18 protein-coding genes are annotated in these 26,146 nt (G+C 33.0%); 17 read left to right on the top strand and 1 reads right to left on the bottom strand.

Annotated features, from left to right (window positions below):
* Positions 1-43 precede the first annotated feature (43 nt).
* From M3P09_RS05240 to M3P09_RS05170, 15 genes are all read left to right on the top strand, one after another.
* Positions 44-1,258 carry an RsmB/NOP family class I SAM-dependent RNA methyltransferase gene (locus M3P09_RS05240; protein WP_099564260.1) on the top strand — a complete coding sequence of 405 codons (1,215 nt, stop codon included), beginning with the start codon at positions 44-46 and terminating at the stop codon, positions 1,256-1,258.
* Positions 1,259-1,577: 319 nt separating this feature from the next.
* The gene (locus M3P09_RS05235; RefSeq protein WP_249972291.1) at positions 1,578-1,970 is read left to right on the top strand and encodes a porin family protein; all 393 of its coding nucleotides are present in this window, start codon (positions 1,578-1,580) and stop codon (positions 1,968-1,970) included.
* Positions 1,971-2,259: 289 nt separating this feature from the next.
* Positions 2,260-5,922 carry a phosphoribosylformylglycinamidine synthase gene (gene purL, locus M3P09_RS05230; RefSeq protein ID WP_249972290.1) on the top strand — a complete coding sequence of 1,221 codons (3,663 nt, stop codon included), beginning with the start codon at positions 2,260-2,262 and terminating at the stop codon, positions 5,920-5,922.
* A gap of 159 nt (positions 5,923-6,081) precedes the next feature.
* Positions 6,082-7,926: a sulfatase family protein gene (locus M3P09_RS05225; protein WP_249972289.1), complete on the top strand. Its 1,845-nt coding sequence runs from the start codon at positions 6,082-6,084 to the stop codon at positions 7,924-7,926.
* A gap of 14 nt (positions 7,927-7,940) precedes the next feature.
* Positions 7,941-9,506, top strand: coding sequence for a sulfatase family protein (locus tag M3P09_RS05220; protein ID WP_249972288.1), 1,566 nt, complete (start codon positions 7,941-7,943; stop codon positions 9,504-9,506).
* 71 nt (positions 9,507-9,577) lie between these two features.
* The gene (locus tag M3P09_RS05215) at positions 9,578-11,347 is read left to right on the top strand and encodes an AMP-dependent synthetase/ligase (protein WP_249972287.1); all 1,770 of its coding nucleotides are present in this window, start codon (positions 9,578-9,580) and stop codon (positions 11,345-11,347) included.
* Positions 11,348-11,469: 122 nt separating this feature from the next.
* Positions 11,470-11,919 carry a MarR family winged helix-turn-helix transcriptional regulator gene (locus M3P09_RS05210; RefSeq protein WP_099564266.1) on the top strand — a complete coding sequence of 150 codons (450 nt, stop codon included), beginning with the start codon at positions 11,470-11,472 and terminating at the stop codon, positions 11,917-11,919.
* Between the two features lie 10 nt (positions 11,920-11,929).
* A complete protein-coding gene (locus M3P09_RS05205) occupies positions 11,930-14,338 on the top strand; it encodes a 3-hydroxyacyl-CoA dehydrogenase/enoyl-CoA hydratase family protein (RefSeq protein ID WP_249972286.1) in 2,409 nt (802 codons plus the stop codon).
* A 103-nt stretch (positions 14,339-14,441) separates the two neighbouring features.
* Positions 14,442-15,635, top strand: coding sequence for an acetyl-CoA C-acyltransferase (locus tag M3P09_RS05200; protein WP_249972285.1), 1,194 nt, complete (start codon positions 14,442-14,444; stop codon positions 15,633-15,635).
* Positions 15,636-15,661: 26 nt separating this feature from the next.
* Complete coding sequence (locus tag M3P09_RS05195) at positions 15,662-17,470, top strand: acyl-CoA dehydrogenase family protein (RefSeq protein ID WP_249972284.1); 1,809 nt, start codon at positions 15,662-15,664, stop codon at positions 17,468-17,470.
* Positions 17,471-17,576: 106 nt separating this feature from the next.
* Complete coding sequence (locus M3P09_RS05190) at positions 17,577-18,314, top strand: nuclear transport factor 2 family protein (protein WP_249972283.1); 738 nt, start codon at positions 17,577-17,579, stop codon at positions 18,312-18,314.
* 96 nt (positions 18,315-18,410) lie between these two features.
* Positions 18,411-18,899, top strand: a complete 489-nt coding sequence (locus M3P09_RS05185; RefSeq protein WP_249972282.1) for a DUF6265 family protein — start codon at positions 18,411-18,413, stop codon at positions 18,897-18,899.
* Positions 18,900-18,955: 56 nt separating this feature from the next.
* Positions 18,956-20,290, top strand: a complete 1,335-nt coding sequence (locus M3P09_RS05180; protein ID WP_249972281.1) for a M28 family peptidase — start codon at positions 18,956-18,958, stop codon at positions 20,288-20,290.
* A gap of 62 nt (positions 20,291-20,352) precedes the next feature.
* Positions 20,353-22,005, top strand: coding sequence for a M1 family metallopeptidase (locus M3P09_RS05175; RefSeq protein ID WP_249972280.1), 1,653 nt, complete (start codon positions 20,353-20,355; stop codon positions 22,003-22,005).
* A 5-nt stretch (positions 22,006-22,010) separates the two neighbouring features.
* Positions 22,011-22,583, top strand: a complete 573-nt coding sequence (locus tag M3P09_RS05170; RefSeq protein ID WP_249972279.1) for a YdeI/OmpD-associated family protein — start codon at positions 22,011-22,013, stop codon at positions 22,581-22,583.
* Positions 22,584-22,598: 15 nt separating this feature from the next.
* Here the strand turns inward: M3P09_RS05170 and M3P09_RS05165 are convergent, their stop codons facing one another.
* Positions 22,599-23,276 (bottom strand): Crp/Fnr family transcriptional regulator, encoded by a 678-nt coding sequence (locus tag M3P09_RS05165; protein WP_099564538.1) that lies wholly within the window; start codon positions 23,274-23,276, stop codon positions 22,599-22,601.
* Positions 23,277-23,383: 107 nt separating this feature from the next.
* On the opposite strand from M3P09_RS05165, the gene M3P09_RS05160 reads away from it, so the two are divergent.
* On the top strand, positions 23,384-25,759 hold the full coding sequence (locus M3P09_RS05160; protein ID WP_249972278.1) for a heavy metal translocating P-type ATPase: 2,376 nt from the start codon (positions 23,384-23,386) through the stop codon (positions 25,757-25,759).
* A gap of 195 nt (positions 25,760-25,954) precedes the next feature.
* On the top strand, positions 25,955-26,143 hold the full coding sequence (gene ccoS / locus M3P09_RS05155; RefSeq protein WP_099564275.1) for a cbb3-type cytochrome oxidase assembly protein CcoS: 189 nt from the start codon (positions 25,955-25,957) through the stop codon (positions 26,141-26,143).
* Positions 26,144-26,146: the final 3 nt, after the last annotated feature.

Here is a 26,146-nt window from a genome sequence, read left to right as displayed (position 1 = left end):
CAAATAAACTTTTAACGTACCTTTGCGTGCTTAATATTTTACAATGCGATTACACAGAAATTTATGCTTTGCGGTTATTGATGGTTTAACTTTAATTTTTAATGAAGGGAAGTATGCCGATAAAGTTATTCAACAACTTTTAAAACGTGATAAACGTTGGGGTGCAAGAGACAGAGGTTTTGTTGCAGAAACTACATATGACATTGTACGATGGAAACGCTTATATGCAGAAATTGCTGATGTAAAAGAACCATTTGACAGAGACAACCTATGGCGTATGTTTGCTGTTTGGGCAACCTTAAAAGGTATAAAACTACCAGATTGGAAATATTTTGAAGGTACACCATTGCGTAAAATAAAAGGTCGCTTTGATGAGCTATCTAAAATTAGAAAGTTCAAAGAATCTATTCCAGATTGGATGGACGAAATTGGCAGAAAAGAGCTAGGTGATGCTGTTTGGAGTAAAGAAGTAGCAGCTTTAAACGAACAGGCCGATGTTATTTTAAGAGTTAACACACTTAAAACCACTAAAGAAAAACTTCAGGAAGTATTATTTGACTCAAACATTGAAACTGAGTTTTTAGAAAAATACCCTAATGCTTTAAAATTAAGAGAACGTGCTAATGTTTTTGCTACAGAAGCTTTTAAAAAGGGCTGGTTTGAAGTACAAGATGCCTCATCGCAACTAGTAGCTGAGTTTTTAAATGTAAAACCAGGGATGCGTGTAGTAGATACTTGTGCTGGTGCTGGTGGAAAGACTTTACATATTGCATCCTTAATGGAAAACAAAGGGCAAATTATTGCTATGGATATTTATAGTAATAAATTAAATGAATTAAAACGACGCGCTAAACGAAACGGTGCACACAACATTGAAAATCGTGTTATTGAATCGACCAAAGTTATTAAAAAACTTTATGATAAAGCCGATCGCGTTTTAATTGACGCCCCGTGTTCTGGTTTAGGTGTTTTACGAAGAAATCCAGATGCTAAATGGAAATTACAACCCGATTTTATTGAAAAAATAAAAATCACACAACAAGAAATTTTACAACAGTATTCTAGAATGGTTAAAGCTGGCGGGCAACTGGTATATGCAACTTGTTCTGTACTCCCTTCTGAAAACCAAAAACAAGTAAAAACTTTTTTGGCTTCTGAAGCTGGAGAAAATTTTACTTTAGTAAAAGATAAAAAAGTGCTAGCGCATCAATCTGGTTTTGATGGGTTTTATATGGCTCTTTTGGAGCGTAAAGCTTAATTTAAATTTCTAATTACGCTTTTAATTTAAGAATCTCTTATGTTAAAATAAGAAATGGTTCTGATAAAAATGGTTAAAAGTGTTAAAGCGGTTTTAAAAATAATCCTACACATAGAGAAAGTATTTGATTTGTTTTAAATAATCAAAAATTTAAAACAATGAAAAAACTATTACTAGTAACAGCTATCGCCGTTTTTGGGTTAGCACATGTTAACGCACAAGACGTTATATTTGGAATTAAAGGCGGTTTAAATTTCGCCACAATTACAGGAGACAACACCTCAAAAGACCAAACAGTAACCGGTTTTAATTTTGAGTTATGTCCGAAATTAAAATTTCAGAGAAATTCTCTTTTCAACCAGAATTATTATATTCTGGACAAGGTTATGACACAGGCATTAGCACTGAGGGTAATATAGCTCTAAACTATTTAAATATTCCTTTAATAGGAAAGTACTATGTTACAAAAAGATTGAGCCTTGAAGCTGGACCTCAAATTGGTTTTTTACTCTCTACTAAAGGGGGCACCAAAGATTATAAAGATCTTTTTAAAACAACAGATTTTGGTGTAAATTTCGGCCTTGGCTATAAACTAGATAATGGTCTTAATTTTGGAGCACGTTATGTTTTAGGTTTATCTAATATTAACGATGTTGGTAGTTTGAAAAATAAAAACGGAGTATTACAATTAAGTGTAGGTTACTTCTTTTAACACGTTATAATTTTCAATATTAAAAACCGTGGTTAATGAACCTCGGTTTTTTTATTTTGAATATAGAAATTCACTAACAAGTGCGTTAGGGATTGAGGCATTTGTTGAAGCTCCCCGACGTAGGAGGGAGCGACTGCCGAAAGCGCGACCCTTGTGGTAACGCCCAAATAATAAATGAATGTTCAAAACATCGTGAATAACTCTAAAATTAAGTGTGTTTTTTACTAAAAAGATACCACTAAAAAACCTAAATTTGCACTTTGTTAAACACAACACAATCTAAGACATAATGATTCATTTCTTTGGAAACACAAATAGCAAAATTTTTGCTGTTCAAACAACAAAAGAATTATCAACTGAAACCATCTCAAAATTAGTATGGTTATTTGGCAACCAGCCAAAAATAGAACAAGCATCACTAGATGCTTTTTTTGTTGGCCCGCGTGCAGCAATGATAACACCTTGGAGCACGAATGCTGTTGAAATAACCCAAAATATGGGCGTTTCTGATATTATCAGAATTGAAGAGTTTCAGGCAGTTTCAGAAGAGTTCAAAGATTTCGATCCTATGATTTCTGAAAAATTTAATGGATTAAATCAAGACTCATTTACTATTGATATTGAACCAGAACCTATTATAAATATTGAAGATATTTCTGCATACAATAAACAAGAAGGTTTATCATTAAGTGATGAAGAAGTTGAATATTTAGAAGGTGTTGCAAATAAAATTGGAAGGCCATTAACCGATTCTGAAGTATTTGGTTTTTCTCAAGTGAATTCAGAGCATTGTCGACACAAAATTTTTAACGGTACATTTGTAATTGATGGTGAAGAAAAGCCAGAGTCGCTTTTCAAAATGATAAAAGAGACTTCAAAAAAGAATCCAAATGATATTGTTTCTGCTTATAAAGATAATGTAGCCTTTATAAAAGGCCCTAGAGTTGAACAATTTGCTCCAAAAAGAGCAGATGTTCCGGATTATTATACTACAGAAGATTTTGATTCTGTTATTTCGTTAAAAGCAGAAACCCATAATTTCCCTACTACCGTAGAGCCTTTTAACGGCGCCGCTACAGGTTCAGGGGGCGAAATTAGAGATCGCCTTGCTGGTGGAAAAGGATCTTTACCCCTAGCAGGAACAGCAGTTTATATGACATCTTATTCGCGTTTAGAAAAAGATAGACCTTGGGAGCAAAAGTTTGAGGCTAGAGATTGGTTATATCAAACTCCAATTGACATTTTAATTAAAGCCTCTAATGGAGCTTCTGATTTTGGAAACAAATTCGGCCAACCTCTTATCTGTGGATCAGTACTAACTTTTGAACATGAACAAGATGGCAGGAAGTTAGGATACGACAAAGTGATTATGCAAGCTGGCGGAATTGGTTACGGAAAAGCAGACCAAGCTTTAAAAGATACACCTAAAAAAGGTGATAAAGTTGTAATTCTTGGCGGCGAAAATTATCGTATTGGAATGGGGGGAGCTGCTGTATCTTCTGCAGATACTGGAGAATTCGCTTCAGGTATCGAACTTAATGCTGTTCAACGTTCTAATCCAGAAATGCAAAAACGTGCAGCGAATGCTGTTCGTGGCATGGTAGAAAGTGATGAAAATTTTATAGTATCTATTCATGATCATGGTGCTGGAGGCCATTTAAATTGTTTAAGTGAATTGGTTGAAGATACTGGAGGAAAAATAGATTTAGACGCATTACCTGTTGGTGATCCAACACTTTCTGCAAAAGAAATTATTGGTAACGAATCTCAAGAGCGAATGGGATTGGTTATTTCAGAAGAACATATTGAAACCTTAAATAAAATAGCTGATCGTGAACGTTCTCCAATGTATACCGTTGGTGATGTTACTGGAGATGACCGTTTTACTTTTGAATCGAAAACCAAAGGTGACAAGCCTATGGATTTGGCTATGAATGATATGTTTGGTAGTTCTCCAAAAACCATCATGGTAGATTCTGCAATAAAGCGCCCTTACGATAGTGTAACTTATAATACGGATAAATTTTATGATTATCTACATCAACTATTACAGTTAGAAGCTGTGGCTTGTAAAGATTGGCTTACCAATAAAGTAGACCGTTGTGTTGGTGGAAAAGTAGCTAAACAACAATGTGCTGGACCTTTACAATTACCTTTAAATAATGTAGGTGTAATGGCATTAGATTATAAAGGGAAAGAAGGTATAGCAACATCAATTGGACACTCACCAGTTTCAGCTTTAATAAATCCAGCTGCCGGAAGTAGAAATAGTATTACTGAAGCTTTAACCAATATTATTTGGGCCCCTTTAAAAGATGGACTAAAGAGTGTTTCTTTGTCTGCAAACTGGATGTGGCCTTGTAAAAACAAAGGTGAAGATGCTCGTTTATATGATGCTGTAAAAGCCATTTCAGAGTTTTCAATAGATTTAGGTATCAACGTTCCAACAGGAAAAGATTCCTTATCAATGAAGCAAAAATATCCAGATGCAGAAGTGATTGCCCCTGGAACCGTTATTATTTCAGCTGCAGCCAATTGCGATGACATTACAAAAATTATTGAGCCCGTATTCAAAAAGAATCAAGGTAATATTTATTACATCAACTTATCTCAAGACGAATTTAAATTAGGAGGAAGCTCTTTTGCTCAAATAAATAATAAAATAGGAAGCGATACACCAACGGTTAAATCTGCTGAATATGTAAAGAATGTTTTTAACTGCATACAACAACTTATAAGAGACGAACAAATTGTGGCTGGCCATGATGTAGCTTCTGGTGGATTAATTACTACCTTACTAGAGCTTTGTTTTGCAGATAATAACCTAGGAGCCGAATTAGATATTACAGAATTAAATCAAAAAGACTCATTTAAAACTTTATTTTCTGAAAATGCTGGAATTGTAATTCAATCTAAAGATGCTTCAATAGAATCTGCCTTGAATAAAGCTGGAATTTCTTTTAACAACATTGGAAAAGTAACTGAAAGTGATGTTTTAAGTATTATTAATCACGCTGAAGTATTTACAATGACTGTGTCACGTTTACGTGATGTATGGTATAAAACATCTTACTTGTTAGACCAAAAACAAACCGCAAAAGGTTTAGCTGAAGACAGATTCAACAATTATAAAAATCAAACATTACAATATACGTTCCCAAATCAGTTTACTGGAAAACTTCCTGTAATTGATAAAAGCAAGCCAAGACCTAAAGCTGCTATTTTACGTGAAAAAGGAAGCAATTCAGAACGTGAAATGGCAAATGCCATGTATATAGCTGGTTTTGATGTAAAAGATGTACACATGACCGATTTAATTTCTGGTCGTGAGACTCTCGAAGATATTCAATTTTTAGGAGCCGTTGGAGGATTTAGCAACTCTGATGTTTTAGGCTCTGCTAAAGGATGGGCTGGAGCTATTAAATACAATAAAAAGGCGAATAAAGTTATTAATGATTTTTTTAAAAGAGAAGATACTTTATCTGTTGGTATTTGTAATGGGGCTCAATTATGGATGGAGTTAGATTTAGTAAACCCAGAACACGAAGTTCATGGCAAATTAACATATAACGATTCTGGGAAACACGAAAGTGCCTTTACCTCTGTAAAAGTTCAAGATAACAATTCGGTGATGCTTTCAACATTAGCTGGAACTGAATTGGGTGTATGGATTTCTCATGGAGAAGGAAAGTTTGACTTACCATATTCTGAAGACAAGTACGATATTGTTGCCAAATATAGCTACGAAGGTTATCCATCTAATCCTAATGGTTCAGACTTTAGCACTGCTATGATGAGCGATAAAACAGGTCGCCATTTAGTGACTATGCCTCATATTGAGCGTTCTACTTTTCAATGGAATTGGGCTTATTATCCTGAAGGCAGAAAAGATGAAGTCTCTCCTTGGATAGAAGCTTTTGTGAATGCTAAAAATTGGATAGAGAAACAATAAAATAAAACCTTATACAAATGCTCCTTTAGTTAAAATTACTTAAGGAGCTTTTTTTTCTTAAACAAATATGCTTTCTGTAGTATTAGATACGCTATTAGTCTAAAAAAGCATGAAATTAATTTATATTATTTTTAACTTTAATGAGTTACAAAATATTCTATGCAAATTAATTTCACTTCTCTTCTAAATAAAAAAAGCATTAATTTTCTTATTCTATTAATAGGTTTACAGTGCTTTTCTCAAAATAAACCTAATGTTATTATTATATATACAGACGATCAAGGTGCAGTAGATTTAGGTAGTTATGGCGCCTCAGATATTTACAGTCCAAATATTGATAAACTTGCGAAAGAAGGCACACGATTTACTCAAGCTTATGTTGCAGCTCCGGTTTGTGCACCATCTAGAGCTGCTCTACTAACAGGGAAATATCCTCAAAATGCTGGAGTAAATAGCAACACATCTCATGTTCCAGACTCTCATGGTATGCCAAACGATCAATATACACTTGCCGAACTTTTTAAAGATAATGGTTATAAAACTGGGCATATAGGAAAATGGCACTTAGGCATGAGTCAAGAAACATCTCCAAATGCTCAAGGCTTCGATTATTCCTTTGGCCATTTGCGTGGTTGTATCGACAATTATTCTCATTACTTTTTTTGGGCGGGTCCGAATATTCATGATCTTTATGAAAATGGAAAAGAAGTATTTTACGACGGGCAGTATTTTCCTGATTTAGCTTCAGACAGAGCTTTAAAATATGTAGAAGATAATAAAGACGATTCATTCTTTATGTACTACGCCATCAATATGCCTCATTACCCATACCAGCCAACAGATAAATGGAGAGAATTTTATAAAGATGTTGAAAAACCAAGAGGAGATTATGCTGCTTTCATTTCAACTATTGATGAAAGAATAGGCTTTTTAATTGACAAATTAGAAGCATTAGGCATAAGAGATAATACCATAATTGTATACCAATCAGATAATGGATATTCAACTGAAACACGAGCTTTTAACGGAGGTGGAAACTCTGGTCCTTACAGAGGAGCTAAGAGCAGCTTATTTGAAGGAGGAATAAGGCTTCCAACAATTATTAGTTGGAAAAATAGCTTACCTGAAAATATAGTAAACAATAAGTTTTTGGTTAATATAGATTGGCTACCAACTATAGCTAGTCTTTGTGGCATTAATTCTCCAAAAAATATTGATGGGTTAGATATGTCTAAAATGATTAAAGACCCAAACACAAGTTCTCCCAGAACTAGCGCTTATTGGAAATATGGGAATCAATGGGTTGTGAGAAAAGACAATTGGAAACTTATAGGCTATCCAAAAGACACCTCACACAAAGGTGAATTGGATTTAGAAAATGATGCTCTATTTCTATCTAATTTAGATGAAGATATATCAGAAATGAAAAATTTAGCAAGTAAATATCCTAAAATTGTTGAAGAATTAAAAGCTGAATTTTTATTATGGGAACATGGTCATGAAGCAGATATTCCAAAAAAAATGGTTACAATTAATCATCTAGGAAAGCATAAAATGATTAAGTCAACAAAAAAACTTAATAATAGATATAAAAACATTGAAATTCTTACGGACGGAAAGCGTGGCTATGTAGATTATAGCTCCGGTCAATGGATTGGTCAAGAGGGAAAAGATTTAGAATTTGTAATCGATCTCAATTCGAATAAATCAATATCAGAAATAAACCTTGGCTATTTACATAATCCATCCAATTGGGTTTTTTGCCCAAAACTCTTCGAGGCTAGTTTTTCAACTGATGGGTTATCATATAGCCAACCTATTTCTTCAAAGGCATCAACAAGAGTAAATGATAAAAACAATTTTATCGATACCATAAATTTACAGACAAAACAAAAAGCTCAGTTTATAAAAATAAACATAAAAGGCATTAAAAAAATTCCAGAAGGGCACCCTGGTGTTGGTAATCCTGGGTGGATTTTCATTGATGAAATAATAATCAACTAATTAAAACCATTAAAATGAAAAAGAATTTATTTAACCTAACATTTCTTTTTGTTGCATTAACAATACTATCAGCTTGCAAATCAGAAGAAAAACAAGACACAATAAAGCCAAATATTCTTTTTATAATGTCGGATGATCATACCTCACAAGCTTGGGGGATTTATGGTGGTATTTTAAAAGATTATGTTCAAAACAATAACATCCAACGATTAGCAAACGAAGGCATTACACTAAATAATGCTTTCTGTACCAATTCTATTTGTGTGCCAAGTAGAGCCAGTATTCTTACTGGACAATACAGTAATTTAAACGGTGTTTATACACTAAGTGATGCTTTAAACCCTGATAGTCTAAATATTGCCAAAGTGCTAAACAAGAATGGTTACCAAACTGCTATTATTGGTAAATGGCATTTAAAGAAGGAACCAAGTGGTTTTGATTATTATAATATTTTACATGATCAAGGACGTTATTGGGATCCTATTTTAAGAACTTCAGAAAATTTCCATAAACCTTCAGAAGAGTGGGATGTTCATAAAGGATTTTCAACTGACGTAATTACACAATTATCTATAGATTGGCTAAATCAAAGAGATAATGAGAAACCTTTTATGTTAATGACACATTTTAAGGCAACTCACGAACCTTTTGATTTCCCTGAACGTTTTAATGATTTGTATAAGGGTATTGAAATTCCTGAACCAGCTTCACTATTTGAGTTTTCTACAGAAACTTCGGGACGTAGTTTTCCTGGTCAGCAATTAGAAAACTTAAGTTGGCGTTACGAACAGGCGTCAAACGATCCAGATAAATGGTGGTGTAAATATCCAGGATTACCATTTTACACTAAAGATATGGACAGTGTTTCTGCCCGTAAAGCAACTTATCAAAAATTCGTCAAAGATTTTATGCGCTCTGGTGCAGCTATAGATGATAATATTGGTAAGCTTTTAGATTATTTAGAAGTGTCAGGTTTAGCAGAAAACACCGTTGTAATTTACACGGCTGATCAAGGTTACTTTTTAGGCGAACATGGCTTCTTCGATAAACGCTTAATATATGATGAATCGTTACGTATGCCTTTTGTTGTAAGATATCCTAAAGAAGTTCCTGCCGGAAAACGTATAGATGATATTATTTTAAACATTGACTTTCCTGCATTGTTTGCAGACTATGCTGGTATTGAAAAACCAGAATCTTTCCAAGGAGAAAGCTTTAGAGAGAACTTAAAAGGAAATACTCCTAACAACTGGAGACAATCTGCTTACTATAGATATTGGACAAACCATGCAAAAAGACCAGGGCATTTTGGAATTAGAAATAAACAATATAAACTTGCACTTTTCTATGGCCAATCTTTAGATATGACTGGTTCATCAAAAGAAAGCACAAAACCAGCTTGGGAGTTTTATGATTTAGAAAAAGACCCTAATGAAAATCACAATGCTTATAACGATTCTGAGTATTCAGAAATAATCAAGGACATGAAAAAAGAGTTAATAAAGCAGAGGGAAATATACAGAGATACTGATGAAAAATATCCACAGCTTCAAGATATTTTTAAAACCCACTGGAATTAACGCTTTTTTTATTCTATTTGAAAATCACTTTTAATTTCATACTTTGCAAGACTACAAAGTAAAAATACCAAATGGCAGAGATTACAAGAATTTTTGATTTTCCTTATTATCAATTAGAAACATACAATTTAGAAAAGGCATTCACCACAAAATACAATGGGGAATGGAAATCAATTTCAAGTCAAGAATATATAAATAAAGCCAACGCTATAAGCAGAGGATTATTGAAATTAGGCGTACAACCAAATGATAAAGTTGCAGTAATTTCGTCAACCAACAGAACAGAATGGAATGTTTTAGACATTGGTGTTTTACAAGTTGGCGCCCAAAATGTGCCCATCTACCCTACTATCGCTGCAGAGGATTACGAGTATATTTTAAACCATTCTGAAGCTATCTATTGTTTTGTATCAGATTCTGAAATTGTAAAAAAGCTAAATACTATTAAGGAAAACACAAAACTTAAAAATGTATATACTTTTGATGACATTAAGGGTGAAAATAACTGGAATGATGTTTTAAAATTAGGAGAAGACAACACCAATCAAAGTGAAGTTGAATCCAGAAAAAAAGCAGTTAAGCCAAACGATTTAGCAACCTTAATTTATACTTCAGGAACTACAGGAAAACCCAAAGGCGTTATGCTATCCCATAATAATTTAGTATCTAACGTTTTAGATAGTGAAAAAAGAGTGCCATTTGACTATGGCAAATCAAAATCTTTAAGCTTTCTTCCTGTATGCCATGTGTTCGAACGCATGATTTTGTATCTATATCAATATTGTGGTGTAGAAGTATACTTTGCAGAATCCATTGAAGCTATGAGTGATAATCTCAAAGAAATTAAGCCAAATGTTATGACAGCTGTTCCTCGCTTATATGAAAAAGTATATGATAAAATTATTGCAAAAGGAAGCGACTTAACAGGAATAAAAAAGAAACTTTTCTTTTGGGCTGTGGAGTTAGGTTTAAAATATGAGCCTTATGGCAAAAATGGCTGGTGGTACGAAAAACAACTTAAGCTAGCCAGAAAACTTATTTTTAGTAAATGGAAAGAAGGCCTTGGTGGTAATTTAGACTTAATGGTATCTGGTAGTGCCGCTTTGCAAGCAAGATTAACTCGAATATTTGCAGCAGCAGAAATGCCAATTATGGAAGGATATGGATTGACCGAAACATCGCCCGTAATATCGGTAAACGATCAGCGCAATGGTGGATTTAGAATTGGCACTGTTGGAAAAATTATAGATAATGTAGAAGTGAAAATTGCTGAAGACGGTGAAATTTTAGTAAAAGGCCCAAATGTTATGCAAGGCTATTTTAAAGATTCTAAAAAAACAGATGAAGTAATGACTGGTGATTATTTTCATACAGGAGATATAGGAGAAATATGTAACGAAGGTTTTTTAAAAATTACTGACAGGAAAAAAGAAATGTTTAAAACATCTGGTGGAAAATATGTGGCGCCAGCATTAATTGAAAATAGATTCAAACAATCTCGTTTTATTGAGCAAATAATGGTTATCGGTGAAGGTGAAAAAATGCCTGCGGCATTAATTCAATTGAACTTTGAATTTGTCGAAGAATGGGCAAAACGACATAATTTATCTTTTAATTCTAAAAATGAGATAATAATAAATGATAAACTTATTACTCGTATACAAGAAGAAATTGACGAAGCCAATACTCATTTTGGTAAGTGGGAACAAATAAAAAAGTTTGAAATCACACCAGACATTTGGTCTATTGATGCTGGACATTTAACACCAACCATGAAAATGAAACGCAAGGTAATAAAAGAGATATACAAAGATCTTATCGAAAAAATTTATAGACCATAACCTCCAAAACTCCTTAGTTCTTATCAGGGAGTTTTATATTTTTTATCAAAAGTTAAATTTATCAAATTTATTATGCACGCATAATAAATTTTTTATATATTTGAGGCACCAACTTCTCTCAAATGAAAGACAAAACTATTGATTACGTATTAAGAACCACATGGCTTACAGTACAAAAAATGTATAACGAAGAAGCCGCAAAGTTTGAAAGTACTATGGCAACCGGGTTTACTTTATTAAATATTGACCCAGAAAAAGGAACACCATCAACAGCTTTAGGTCCAAAAATGGGAATGGAGGCTACCAGTTTGTCAAGAATATTAAAAACCATGGAAGTTCGTGGTTTAATAGAAAGGAAATCCAATCCAAATGATGGTCGTAGTGTACTTATTCATTTAACCGAATTTGGTAGAGAAAAAAGAGATTTATCTAGAGAAAAAGTACTCAAGTTTAATGATGCTATAAGAAATCATATCTCTACAGAAAAACTAGATCATTTTTATGAAGTAGCTGAATTAATTAATGATATGGTAACGAATAAAAGAATATACAATCAAAACAACGATAAGTAGTTTAAATAAAATGAGCAAACGCAGAATAAAAAAAATAGCCATTATTGGTTCAGGAATTATGGGAAGTGGAATAGCTTGTCATTTTGCCAATATTGGTGTTGATGTTTTATTATTAGACATTATACCAAGAGAACTTAATGATAAAGAAAAAGCGAAAGGATTAACGCTTGAAGATAAAGTTGTACGCAACCGCTTAGTAAATGATGCCTTAACAGCTTCTTTAAAATCTAAGCCATCCCCTATTTATCATCAGTCATTTAAAAATAGAATTACTACTGGTAATTTAGAAGATGATATTGCAAAAGTGGCATCTGTAGATTGGATTATGGAGGTTGTAGTTGAAAGGCTTGATATTAAGCAACAAGTTTTTGAAAAACTAGAACAATATAGAACTCCAGGAACCTTAATTACATCAAATACCTCTGGTATTCCAATTAAATTTATGAGTGAAGGGCGCTCTGAAGATTTTCAAAAACATTTCTGTGGCACGCACTTCTTTAACCCTGCACGTTATTTAAAATTATTTGAAATCATTCCTGGACCTAAAACTGATGCTTCTGTTTTAGAATTTTTAAATGGTTATGGTGAACAATTCCTTGGAAAAACATCTGTAGTAGCTAAAGATACGCCTGCATTTATTGGAAATAGAATTGGAATTTTCAGTATCATGAGTTTATTTCATGCAGTTAAAGATTTAGATTTAACTATCGAAGAAGTTGATAAATTATCTGGACCGGTAATTGGTCGACCTAAATCTGCAACCTTCAGAACTGTAGATGTAGTAGGTTTAGATACGCTAGTGCATGTTGCTAATGGTATTGCTGATAACTGTAAAGAAGATGAACAATTAGAATTATTCAAATTACCAGATTTCATCAATACCATGATGGAAAATAAATGGTTGGGAAGTAAAACTGGACAAGGGTTTTATAAAAAAAATGTTTCGACTGATGGTAAAAAGGAAATCCTATCATTAGATTTAAACACTTTAGAATATAGAGAAAAAAAACGCGCAAAATTTGCCACTTTAGAAATGACAAAAACTATCGACAAAGTTGTTGATCGTTTCAAAGTATTGGTTAAAGGTAAAGATAAAGCTGGCGAATTCTATAGAAAAAGTTTTGCAGCATTATTTGCTTATGTCTCTAATCGTATTCCAGAAATCACAGATGATTTATACAAGATTGATGATGCTATGAAAGCTGGATTTGGCTGGGAACATGGTCCTTTTCAAATTTGGGATGCTATAGGCGTAGAAAAAGGAATTGAAATGATGAAGGCAGAAGGTTTAGAACCTAATGCTTGGGTAAATGAGATGTTGGCTTCAGGAAGTACTTCTTTCTATTCAATTAAAGAAGGTGCTACTTATGCATATGATATTCCGAAGAAAACACAAGAAAAAATTCCTGGACAAGATAGTTTCATCATATTAGATAATATAAGAAAGTCGAATGAGGTCTTCAAAAACTCAGGTGTTGTTGTTGAAGATTTAGGTGATGGAATTTTAAATGTAGAATTCCAATCTAAAATGAATACCATTGGAGGGGATGTTCTTGCAGGATTAAATAAAGCAATAGATTTAGCAGAAAAAGATTATCAGGGATTAATTGTTGGAAACCAAGGCGCCAATTTCTCAGTTGGCGCCAATATTGGTATGATTTTCATGATGGCAGCTGAACAAGAATACGACGAACTTAATATGGCTATAAAGTATTTCCAAGATACTATGATGCGTATGCGTTACTCCTCTATTCCAACTGTTGCTGCTCCTCACGGAATGGCTCTAGGTGGAGGTTGTGAGTTATCTATGCATGCTGATAAAGTTGTTGCAGCTGCTGAAACGTATATTGGACTGGTTGAGTTTGGTGTAGGTGTGATTCCTGGAGGTGGTGGCTCTAAAGAAATGGCTCTAAGAGCTCAAGATACATTCAAAAAAGGAGACGTAGAATTAAATACACTCCAAGAATATTTTTTAACTATTGGAATGGCTAAAGTAGCAACATCAGCTTACGAAGCTTTCGATTTAGGAATTCTTCAAAAAGGAAAAGACGTTGTTGTAGTTAATAAAGACAGGCAAATAGCTGTTGCTAAACAACACGCCAAATTAATAGCTGATATGGGATATACTCAACCTGTAAAGCGTAAAGACATAAAAGTTCTTGGTAAACAAGCTTTAAGTATGTTTTTAGTTGGTACAGATTCTATGGAAGCAAGTAAATATATTAGTGAGCATGATAAGAAAATTGCTAACAAATTAGCCTACGTTATGGCTGGTGGCGATTTATCTGAGCCAACTTTGGTTAATGAACAATACTTGTTGGATTTAGAGCGTGAAGCATTTTTAAGTTTATGTACAGAACGTAAAACTCTAGAAAGAATACAACATATGTTAACCAAAGGAAAACCTTTACGTAATTAAAAAATTACTAAGCTATTTGCCTTTAGCCTTTAACTATTGGCATATTTTAATAAACAATTTAGAGATGCTATAAGCCAAGAGCTAATAGCAAAAAGCATAAAAGATGAAAACAGCATATATAGTAAAAGCATATAGAACGGCCGTTGGGAAAGCACCAAAAGGTGTATTTCGCTTTAAAAGAACAGATGAGTTAGCAGCTGAAACTATTCAGCATATGATGAAGGAATTGCCGAATTTAGACCCAAAACGTATTGATGACGTTATAGTAGGTAACGCTATGCCAGAAGGTTCTCAAGGCCTCAATATGGCACGTTTAATCTCTTTGATGGGGTTAGAAGTTATAGATGTTCCAGGTGTTACAGTTAACCGTTTTTGCTCTTCTGGTGTAGAAACTATAGGTATGGCTACAGCAAAAATTCAAGCAGGTATGGCAGATTGTATCATTGCAGGTGGTGCTGAAAGTATGAGTAGTGTTCCTATGACAGGTTTCAAACCTGAATTAAATTATGACGCTATTGTAAAAGCTGGTCATGAAGATTACTATTGGGGAATGGGAAATACTGCTGAAGCAGTAGCAAATCAATTTAAAGTATCACGTGAGGATCAAGATGAATTTGCATACAATTCTCATATGAAAGCATTAAAAGCACAAGCTGAGAATCGTTTTCAAGACCAAATTGTGCCAATAGAAGTTGAGCAAACATACATAGATGCTAATGGAAAAAAAGCAACTAAAAAATATACAGTTACCAAAGATGAAGGTCCTCGTAAAGGCACCAATAAAGAAGCTTTAGCAAAATTACGTGCAGTATTTGCTCAAGGCGGAAGTGTAACAGCAGGAAATTCATCACAAATGAGTGATGGAGCAGCTTTTGTTATGGTAATGAGTGAAGATATGGTTAAAGAATTAAACCTTGAACCTATAGCAAGAATGGTAAACTATGCAGCAGCTGGAGTTGAACCTCGTATTATGGGAATTGGACCAGTAAAAGCTATCCCTAAAGCATTAAAACAAGCAGGCTTACAACAATCAGATTTAGAGTTAATTGAACTAAATGAAGCTTTTGCTTCACAGTCGTTAGCTGTTATTCGTGAATTAGATTTAAACCCTGATATCATAAATGTGAATGGTGGTGCAATAGCCTTGGGCCATCCTCTTGGATGTACAGGAGCCAAACTCTCTGTGCAATTGTTTGATGAAATGCGTAAACGTGGTATGAAAGGGAAGCATGGAGCAGTAACGATGTGTGTAGGTACTGGTCAAGGTGCTTGTGGAATATTCGAATTTTTAAATTAATAAAAAGAACAAAACAAAATATAGTAATGGAAGCAACAGAAAAAGATCTCTTAAGAGGTGGTCAGTTTTTAGTAAAAGAAACTAACTGCGAAGATGTATTTACTCCTGAAGATTTTTCGGAAGAGCAACAAATGATGAAAGAAGCGGTTATGGAATTTAACGACCGTGAAATTATTCCTCATAAAGATCGATTTGAGGCTAAAGATTACGCTTTAACTGAAGATGTGATGCGTAAAGCTGGTGAGCTAGGGTTTCTTGGTGTTGCAGTACCTGAAGCTTATGGCGGATTAGGAATGGGGTTCGTATCAACATGTTTGACTTGTGATTATATCTCAAGTGGTACTGGTTCTTTTAGTACAGCCTTTGGTGCGCATACAGGAATTGGTACTATGCCAATTACTTTATATGGTACAGAAGAGCAAAAACAAAAATACGTACCTAAGTTAGCAACTGGCGAATGGTTTGGTGCTTACTGTTTAACAGAACCTGGGGCTGGATCTGATGCTAATTCCGGAAAAACTACTGCCGAACTTTCTGCTGATGGTAAATCGTATAAAATAAACGGCCAAAAAATGTGGATATCTAACGCTGGTTTTTGCAGCCTTATGATAGTATTTGCACGTATTGAGGATGATAAAAACATTACTGGCTTTATTGTTGAGTATGATGGGAATAATCCTAATGGAATTACTTTGGGAGAAGAAGAACATAAATTAGGTATTAGAGCAAGTTCTACACGTCAGGTGTTTTTTAACGATACAATTGTACCAGTTGAAAATATGTTGGCTGGTCGTGGCGAAGGGTTTAAAATTGCTATGAATGCCCTAAACGTTGGACGTATTAAACTTGCTGCGGCTTGTTTAGATTCTCAACGTCGTATTTTAACAACTGCAGTAAATTATGCAAATGAGCGTAAGCAATTTAAAACACCTATTGCAAACTTTGGAGCTATAAAAACAAAATTAGCACAAATGGCAACTAGTGCTTATGCAGGAGAGTCTGCTACATACAGAGCAGCAAAGAACATTGAAGATCGTATAGCTATTCGTGAAGCTTCAGGAAACTCACATCAAGAAGCAGAACTTAAAGGCGTAGAAGAATATGCTATTGAATGTTCTATTTTAAAAGTAGCAGTTTCTGAAGATGTACAAAATGCGGCGGATGAAGGGATTCAAATTTTTGGTGGAATGGGATTCTCTGAAGAAACACCTATGGAAGCAGCTTGGAGAGATGCTCGTATTGCTCGTATTTATGAAGGAACTAACGAAATTAACAGAATGCTATCTGTTGGTATGCTAGTTAAAAAAGCTATGCGTGGCCATGTAGATTTATTAGGTCCAGCAATGAAAGTACAAGAAGAATTAACTGGAATTCCTTCATTTGAAACTCCAGACTATTCGGAATTGTTTTCTGAAGAAAAAGCAATGATTGCTAAGCTTAAGAAAATATTTTTAATGGTAGCTGGTGCTGCTGTGCAAAAGTTTGGGCAAGAATTAGAAGAGCATCAACAATTACTAATTGCAGCAGCAGATATATTGATTGAAGTTTATATGGCAGAATCAGCAATCTTAAGAACAGAAAAGAATACAAAACGTCAAGGAGAAGAATCTCAATCTGTTCAAATTGCGATGTCTAAACTATATTTATACAATGCCATAAACATAGTTGAAGATAAAGGTAAAGAAAGTATTATTTCTTTTGCTGAAGGCGATGAACAACGTATGCTATTAATGGGGCTTAAACGTTTTACAAAATATCAAAACTATCCAGACATTGTAGATTTACGCAATGAAATTGCTGAGAAAGTAAAAGCTGAAAACAAATATTGTTTTTAGTTTCTTAAAATATTTAGTGACTAACTCAAATGTGAAAAACGTTTCAGGAATAATCTTCTGAAGCGTTTTTTTATTTTATTATCTTTAGAAAATCAATCACTTTACAATGAAACTAAACCTGTTTATTTTACTCATTTTGCCACTATCTCTTTTTTCGCAATCAAACATTCAAAATAAAAAACTGAATGAAGAAATTGTACAAAAACATATAGAACCTTTTAACAATAGAAATTTAGAAGAATTCTCCAAAGCTTTTGATATTCAAGTTTTAGTTAGTCGATTTCCTAACGACACCATATCGCTAGGGCGTGAAGAGTTGAAAGAAAGCTATGCTCGCTTTTTTAATAAAAACAAAAAATCTAATGTAAAAGTACTAAATAGAATGTCTCTTAAAGATGTAGTCATTGATGAGGAGTTAGGTACTGTAAACTATTCAACTAACAGACATATTACTATTTACAAAGTCGCAAATAATAGTATAAAATCTATGACTTTTATTAATAATGCAAAAGTTACTTCTAACCCAGAAGCTATTGTAAACAAACAGTTAGAAGCTTATAACAAAAGAGATATTGATGCATTTGTTGAAACTTATACTGATAATATAAAATTATACACTTTTCCTAGTAATTTAATTTCTGAAGGTCATAATGCCATTAGAAAGCAGTATGCATCAATGTTTGAAAAAACCTCCGACTTAAACGCTCAAATTGTAAATAGAATGATTTTAGGCAATAAAGTGATTGATAAAGAAATGGTTACTGCTAATGGTAACACCTTTTATGCCATTGCGATTTACGAAGTACAAAATAAAAAAATATCAAAAGTAACCTTCATTCAATAAAATGAAGCGTTAATTCTAATAAAACTAAAAATATGTCCCAGTTATAAATATTACGAACGTCTTAATAGTATACAAACAATTTAAAAACTTAAGATTATGAAAGAATTTATTGTAATTATACTAACGGCCGTTATTTCATTTTTTAGTCTAACATGCAAAGCTCAAACAGAAAAAAAACTCGAACCCAAACTAGAAAATATTGCTTGGATTTCGGGGAGTTGGGAAGGCGAAGCTTTTGGTGGAAAAACTGAAGAGTATTGGGGTAAACCATCAGGTGGGTCTATAATGGGAGCTTTTAAATTAATAGTAAACAATAAAGTTTCCTTCTATGAATTTGTTATTATTAAAGAGGTTAAAGGTTCTTTAATTCTCCAATTAAAACACTTTAATGATGACCTAACTGGTTGGGAAACAAAAGATAAAACTGTAGATTTTCCACTAAAGGAAATAACAACAAAGAAAATAATTTTTGACGGACTATATTTTGAAAAAATTAATGATTTAGAAATGAATATTTATGTAGACATACGTCAAAAAGATGGTTCTGTAGAAACTATAAAGTTTAATTATAAAAAAAATAAATAGCTTTGCTATCCTGAGCTATTATCAGAATCTTATAAACCAAGTAGCATTATCAAAAAATGAAACATTTAATATCTTTTAGTCTTTGCTTTATAACTTTGACCGCTTTTTCTCAAACTAGCCAAAAAATCTATAATATTATAGATGCTGTTTCATCTGATAGAATTCAAAAAGACATACAAACTCTTGTAAACTTCGGAACAAGAAACACGTTTAGCGATACTATTTCTGACACAAGAGGTATTGGAGCTGCAAGGCGTTGGATTAAATCTGAATTTGAAGCCATTTCAAAAAATTGTGGCAATTGCATTGATGTTTTTTACCAAAAAGATTTTGTAACCAAATCTGGCAATCGTAGAGTACCACACGATGCTTGGGTAGTTAATGTAGTGGCAATTCAAAAAGGCACAAAATATCCTAATCGTTATGTTATAATGAGTGGAGATATAGATTCGCGTGCTAGCGATACCATGGATTTTACAACCGATGCTCCTGGAGCTAACGATAACGCTTCAGGAATGGCAGGAACAATTGAAGCAGCTAGAGTTTTATCAAAATATCAATTTGAAAGCAGTATTATATATGTTGGATTATCAGGAGAAGAACAAGGGCTCTTTGGTGGGGCTGGATTAGCAAAATATGCACAAGACAAAAATTGGGATATTATTGGGGTTTTAAATAATGATATGATTGGAAACATCAAAGGCGTAGATGGTATTATAGATAACAGAACCTTTAGAATTTTCTCTGAACCTGTTCCCCCTACCGAAACAGAAAGAGAACGAACTTTAAGACGCTTTTACGGAGGGGAAGTCGATGGAGTTTCACGTCAATTGGCCCGCTATATTTATAAAACTACTAAAGTATATATGCCAGAAATGAACCCCATGATGGTTTATAGGTTAGATAGATTTGGTCGTGGTGGGCATCACAGACCGTTTAACGATTTAGGCTTTTCTGGTATTAGAATTATGGAAGCTCATGAAAACTACACACAACAACATCAAGATATTAGAGAAGAAAACGGTATAAAATATGGAGATGTTATTGAACATGTAAATTTTGATTATGCAAAAAAACTAACCGCAGTAAATGCTATAAATTTAGCAAGTTTAGCTTCTGCTCCGCAACAACCAAAAAATGTTGCTATTGGTGGAATTGTACAACCAGCGGTTAAATTTAAATGGGATAAAGTTGATGATGCCATTGGTTATAAAATTTACTGGCGAGATACAACATCGCCTACTTGGGATAATAGTAGATATGTTGGTGATGTCTCAGAATTTACTCTAGATGGTATTGTTATTGACAACTATTTTTTTGGCATAGCATCAGTTGGGAAAAATGGGTTTGAAAGTGTTGTCGTTTTTCCAAATAAAGTATTTAGAGACTAGCTGGTTAATATTAACATTATCTTATGATTTTTTTTAATTAATTTTAGACAAAATTTATAACAATGCACTTCCGTTTTTACTTACTATTTGCTTTTTTAATATTTCCTTTAATCTCTATTCCTGCTCAAGATTTATTGTCTGAAATAAATCATTTAACAAGACAAGACACCTTGCGAGGTAGTATTACTCCAGAGCGCGCTTGGTGGGATTTAACCTATTATCATTTAGATATTAAAGTTAATCCTGAAGAGAAGTCCATTAAAGGAAAAAACACGATTCAATATAAAGTATTGAAAAATCATTCTGTTATGCAGGTAGATTTACAAGCGCCTTTAAAACTTACAAGAGCCACCCAAAACGGAAAAGATCTAGAAGTAAAGCACGATGGTAATGCCCACTTTATATCACTTCCTGATGAACAAAATATTGGTGATATTAATAATGTAGTTGTTTATTACGAAGGCATTCCAAAGGAAGCTATTCGTGCTCCCTGGGATGGAGGAGTATCTTGGAAAAAGGATAGCAACGGAAATCATTTTATAGCAACCTCATGCCAAGGTTTGGGAGCTAGCGTTTGGTGGCCAAATAAAGATCATATGTATGATGAAGTTGACAGTATGCTTATCAGCGTTAATGTTCCAAAAGACTTAATGAATGTTTCTAACGGCAGATTAAAGCTTGTTGAACAGATTGGTGACACAAAAACTTATCACTGGATTGTAAAAAACCCAATAAATAATTATGGTGTTAATATAAATATTGGCGATTATGTTAACTTTTCAGAGGTTTATGACGGTATGGCGGGAAACTTAAATTTGGATTATTATGTGTTACGAGATAATTTGGATAAAGCCAAAGAACATTTTAAAGATGCTCCAAAAATGATGAAGGCCTTCGAACATTGGTTTGGCCAATATCCTTTTTATGCCGATAGTTTTAAACTTGTAGAAGTTCCTTATTTAGGTATGGAACATCAAAGTTCTGTAACATATGGGAATCAATACAAAAAAGGGTATTTAGGCAATGATTTATCAGGAACTGGCTGGGGTTTAAAGTTTGATTTTATAATTATCCATGAAGCAGGACATGAATGGTTTGCAAACAACATTACCAATGTTGATATTGCAGACATGTGGATTCATGAAAGCTTTACAGCATATTCTGAAAACCTCTTTTTAGACTACCATTATGGTAAAGAAGCTTCTGCCGATTACGTTATTGGAACCCGAAGAAACATAAAAAATGATAAACCTATTATTGGAAAATATTATGGTGTAAATAAAAAAGGTTCTGGAGTAGATATGTATTATAAAGGAGCTAATATGCTACATACTTTACGCCAGCTTATTGAAGATGATGAAAAATGGCGACAGATTTTACGCAAAATGAACTTAGAGTTTTATCATCAAACAGTAACTACTCAGCAAATAGAAAATTTTCTATCTAAGGAAACAGGTATTGATTTAACTGAGTTTTTTAATCAGTATTTAAGAACAACTCAAATTCCAACTATACAATACTCTATTAAAAATAAAGAATTAAAATATCGTTGGACCAACATTGTTGATGGTTTTGATATGCCAATTCAAGTGAAAATTGGAGATAATGAACAATGGATTTTTCCTAACGCTGAATGGAAAACAATGCCTTTAGAATCTAATGACATTTCTTTCATTATTGACAGAGATTTTTATATTGATTCAAAAAAAATATAAGCATTTTGGAAATTCCTGAGCTTTATTTTAAAACTGATATTGAATGGCGTGAATGGTTACATACAAACCACGATAAAACCAAAGGCATCTATTTAATTTTTTATAAAGTAGAAAACAAAGAGCCTTCAATGCGCTGGGGAGATGCTGTAAAAGTAGCCCTTTGTTATGGATGGATTGACTCGACCGTTAAAAGTTTAGGAAATGGAAAACGCAGGCAATACTTCTCCCCTAGAAATCAAAAAAGTGTTTGGAGTGCATTAAACAAAAGATATATTATAGAATTAAAGGCTTCAAATTTAATGCATGAAAGCGGATTAAAAATTATTAAAATTGCAAAAGCAAATGGTAGTTGGACAGCTTTAGATAATGTTGAAAATGAAGTTATCCCAAAAGAACTTCAAAAAGAATTCGATAAAAACAAAGAGGCTTTTAATAATTATAAAAACTTTGCTCCTTCCTACAGAAAAGGTTATTTATATTGGCTAAATCAGGCTAAACGCGAAGCTACTAGAGAGAAACGTATTGCAGAAATTATAAAGCTTTGTAAAGCAAACATAAAAGATAGAGGCGGTTGGTAAATAATGCTTTTAAGCTTATTCAACACGCTTAAGCGCACCTATATTTTCTATTTTTATTTGTTTACCAATGGTAGAAATAAAGCCTTCTTTTTTAAATTGAGATAATACTCGAATAGCAGATTCGGTAGCAGTTCCAACTATATTGGCAAAATCTTCTCTAGAAAGTAAAACACTTAAAGTACCATCTGGGTTAACACCAAAACTATCGTGTATATAAACTAAAGCTTCAGCCAAACGCTGACGTACAGATTTTTGAGCCATATTAACAATTACATCATCAGCTTCTTTTAAATCATGTGCCATTTCTTTTAATACTTCAAAAGAAAATTTTGAGTTCTTTTGTAAGTCTCCAATGATTTCACTTTTAGGAATAAAACAAACTTCCATATCATTTAGCGCTACAGCTTGTAAGTTAGAACTTTCATCAGAAATAAGAGAGCGTTGCCCCAAAAGCTGCCCTTTAACAACCATCTTCACTATCTGATCTTTACCGTTGGCACTCAATTTTGATAGTTTGCAAATTCCATCCTTAACACAATAAACACCATTTAACGTTTCTCCTTCTTCAAAAATAACATCTCCTTTTTTTATAGTCATAGATGTTTTACAACTAGAAATACGTACTAACTCATCGGTAGTTAATGCCTTAAGAGAATTAAACTGTTTTATAATACATTGTTCGCACTTGCCCATAACTAATAATTGGTGGTTTTGTAAAAATAAATAAAACATGACAAATATCATATTTTAAAAGGACATCATTTGTGACTTTTGTTACAGGTATAAATGAGCAAATAATAATGAATAAAAACACATGTTTTCATTGTGGTTTAGATTCTACTTCTTCAAAAATCACATTTGATGATAAACCCTTTTGTTGTAATGGTTGTAAAACTGTTTACGAAATTTTCTCTACAAACGATTTAACTTGCTACTATGATTTACAAGAATCACCTGGTACAACGCCTAAAGAAATAGAAGGGAAATACAATTTTTTAGAAAACAAAAAAATTGTAGAGCAACTATTAGAGTTTAATGATGATGAAATACAAATTATAAACTTATACATCCCGAATGTTCACTGTAGTTCTTGTATTTGGATTCTTGAAAATTTAAATAAACTGAATGCTTCTATAAGCTCATCTATAGTCAACTTTGGGAAAAAGACAGTTAGAGTTACATACAACACTAAAACGTTTACACTAAAAAGCCTAGTAACGTTGTTAAGCAGTATTGGCTATGAACCGTATATAAGCTTAGACGATTATAGCATTGGTAAAAAACAGATTGATAGGTCACTTATTTATAAACTTGGCGTTGCAGGTTTTGCCTTTGGAAATGTAATGTTTCTTTCTTTTCCTGAGTATTTTCAAGTAAGTGGGTTTTGGATTGAACAATATGCTCCAGTTTTTAGGTGGCTTATGTTTGCTTTTTCTTTACCTGTTGTTTTTTATTCTGCACAAGATTATTTTATTTCGGCTTATAAAGGACTTCGTTCTAAAATTTTGAACATAGACGTTCCTATAGTACTTGGGGTATTAGTATTGTTTTTAAGAAGTTCTTTTGAAATAACATTTAACATTGGCACAGGCTTTTTTGATAGCTTAACTGGCTTAATTTTCTTTTTACTACTTGGTAAATTTTTTCAGCAAAAAACCTATTCATTTCTATCTTTTGAACGTGATTATAAATCTTACTTTCCTATCGGAATTACAAAAATAAATGCCGATAAGAAGGAAGAGTCCGTCCAAGTTTACGATATAAAAAAAGGAGATAAACTACTTATTAGAAACGAAGAATTAATTCCTGTTGATTGTATATTAATTAAAGGTAAAGCTCGAATAGATTATAGCTTTGTTACTGGTGAATCTAAAACGGTTTCTAAACAATCTGGTGATAAACTTTTTGCTGGTGGCAAACAACTTAACGGCACTATTGAAGTTGATGTTTTAAAATCTGTAGAGCAAAGTTATTTAACTCAGCTATGGAGCAACGATGTTTTTAAGACTAATAAAGAATTAGCATTTACAAACATAACTAACAGCATTAGTAAGCGTTTTACAATTATCATTTTAACAATAGCTATAATAGCTACTTCGTATTGGTTAATTTATGATTCTAGTAAAGCGTTAAATGTCTTTACATCTGTTTTAATTATTGCCTGCCCATGTGCTATTGCGCTTTCTGCTCCATTTACTTTCGGAAATATTCTGCGCATTTTAGGTAAGAAAAAATTTTACTTAAAAAATGCTAGTGTAATTGAACAGCTAGCAAAAATAAATACCATAATTTTTGACAAAACTGGCACTATAACAGCAAATAAGGAAACCTCTATTAACTATGAAGGAATAAAACTTTCTTTAAAAGAAGAGTCTCTTTTAAAAAGCACATTAAGAGGTTCTAATCATCCTTTAAGCAGGTCGCTATATAACCTTTTAAGTGAACATAATATTGTTTCGTTAGATGCTTTTGAAGAGCATTTAGGTGAGGGTATTGAAGCACAACACAAAGAAGAGCATATAAAAGTAGGCTCTGCTTCTTTTGTAGGCTATACAAATGATACAGCTACGTTAAATACAACCGTACATGTTAGCAGTAATAAACAATATAAAGGGAAATTTACCTTCTATAATGCCTATAGAAAAGGCTTATCTCAATTATTCAATGCATTAAAGAAGGAATATGATTTAGTTATTCTTTCTGGGGATAATTCAGGTGAAAAAGAAAATTTAACCAAATTATTACCAACAAAAACCAAGTTACTATTCAATCAAAAACCTGAAGACAAGCTTGAATATATAAAATACCATCAATCAGAAGGAGCACATGTGTTAATGATTGGTGACGGATTGAATGATGCCGGTGCATTAGCACAAAGCAACGTAGGTATTGCTATTTCAGAAAACGTGAATGTGTTTTCTCCTGCTTGTGATGCCATTTTGGATGCTTCAAAATTTAACCAATTATTTAATTATATAAAGGTTTCTAAATCAGCTATAAAAATTATAAAATGGAGCTTCCTATTATCATTCATTTATAACATTATTGGACTTTATTTTGCGGTAACAGGGCAATTAGCCCCTGTTGTCGCTGCAATTTTAATGCCCTTAAGCTCAATAAGTATTGTAGTATTTACAACTATTACTACAAATGTTTTAGGAAGGAATTTAAAATAGAAATGATAACTAAATTTTGCAAATGGGTGCGTTAGGGATTGCAGCAGCATCCTTTTTTAAGGCACGAAAAAAAGATATAGCGGAAAGCCCGACCCAATAGGGTAACGCCAAAAAGAAAAAACAAATGAAACATGACAAAAATCATGTTTTATAAAAGCATATGAAAGTAATTTTGAACCATAACTTCAAATAGGTATGAGTGTTATATATATTTTATTAAGTATCAGCATTATTGTTGCCATTGGCTTTTTTATTGCTTTTATATATGCCGTAAAAAAAGGACAGTTTGATGACAGCTATACACCTTCTGTTCGTATGCTTTTTGAAGACGAACTTATCAAAGAACAATCAAAACCATCATTAAAAACTAAAAAGACCAATTAATTA

The sequence above is a fragment of the Jejuia spongiicola genome (assembly GCF_023502325.1).
Classification (GTDB): domain Bacteria; phylum Bacteroidota; class Bacteroidia; order Flavobacteriales; family Flavobacteriaceae; genus Wocania_A; species Wocania_A spongiicola.
The sequence above is the reverse complement of the archived record's forward strand: the minus strand, read 5'-3'. Positions and strand labels throughout refer to the sequence as shown.

Bases quoted from the DNA above. Each gene is read 5' to 3' on its own strand.
- M3P09_RS05240 (WP_099564260.1), top strand. From the start codon at position 44: ATGCGATTACACAGAAATTTATGCTTTGCGGTTATTGATGGTTTAACT.
- M3P09_RS05235 (WP_249972291.1), top strand. From the start codon at position 1,578: ATGTCCGAAATTAAAATTTCAGAGAAATTCTCTTTTCAACCAGAATTA.
- purL (WP_249972290.1), top strand. From the start codon at position 2,260: ATGATTCATTTCTTTGGAAACACAAATAGCAAAATTTTTGCTGTTCAA.
- M3P09_RS05225 (WP_249972289.1), top strand. From the start codon at position 6,082: ATGCAAATTAATTTCACTTCTCTTCTAAATAAAAAAAGCATTAATTTT.
- M3P09_RS05220 (WP_249972288.1), top strand. From the start codon at position 7,941: ATGAAAAAGAATTTATTTAACCTAACATTTCTTTTTGTTGCATTAACA.
- M3P09_RS05215 (WP_249972287.1), top strand. From the start codon at position 9,578: ATGGCAGAGATTACAAGAATTTTTGATTTTCCTTATTATCAATTAGAA.
- M3P09_RS05210 (WP_099564266.1), top strand. From the start codon at position 11,470: ATGAAAGACAAAACTATTGATTACGTATTAAGAACCACATGGCTTACA.
- M3P09_RS05205 (WP_249972286.1), top strand. From the start codon at position 11,930: ATGAGCAAACGCAGAATAAAAAAAATAGCCATTATTGGTTCAGGAATT.
- M3P09_RS05200 (WP_249972285.1), top strand. From the start codon at position 14,442: ATGAAAACAGCATATATAGTAAAAGCATATAGAACGGCCGTTGGGAAA.
- M3P09_RS05195 (WP_249972284.1), top strand. From the start codon at position 15,662: ATGGAAGCAACAGAAAAAGATCTCTTAAGAGGTGGTCAGTTTTTAGTA.
- M3P09_RS05190 (WP_249972283.1), top strand. From the start codon at position 17,577: ATGAAACTAAACCTGTTTATTTTACTCATTTTGCCACTATCTCTTTTT.
- M3P09_RS05185 (WP_249972282.1), top strand. From the start codon at position 18,411: ATGAAAGAATTTATTGTAATTATACTAACGGCCGTTATTTCATTTTTT.
- M3P09_RS05180 (WP_249972281.1), top strand. From the start codon at position 18,956: ATGAAACATTTAATATCTTTTAGTCTTTGCTTTATAACTTTGACCGCT.
- M3P09_RS05175 (WP_249972280.1), top strand. From the start codon at position 20,353: ATGCACTTCCGTTTTTACTTACTATTTGCTTTTTTAATATTTCCTTTA.
- M3P09_RS05165 (WP_099564538.1), bottom strand. From the start codon at position 23,276: ATGGGCAAGTGCGAACAATGTATTATAAAACAGTTTAATTCTCTTAAG.
- M3P09_RS05160 (WP_249972278.1), top strand. From the start codon at position 23,384: ATGAATAAAAACACATGTTTTCATTGTGGTTTAGATTCTACTTCTTCA.
- ccoS (WP_099564275.1), top strand. From the start codon at position 25,955: ATGAGTGTTATATATATTTTATTAAGTATCAGCATTATTGTTGCCATT.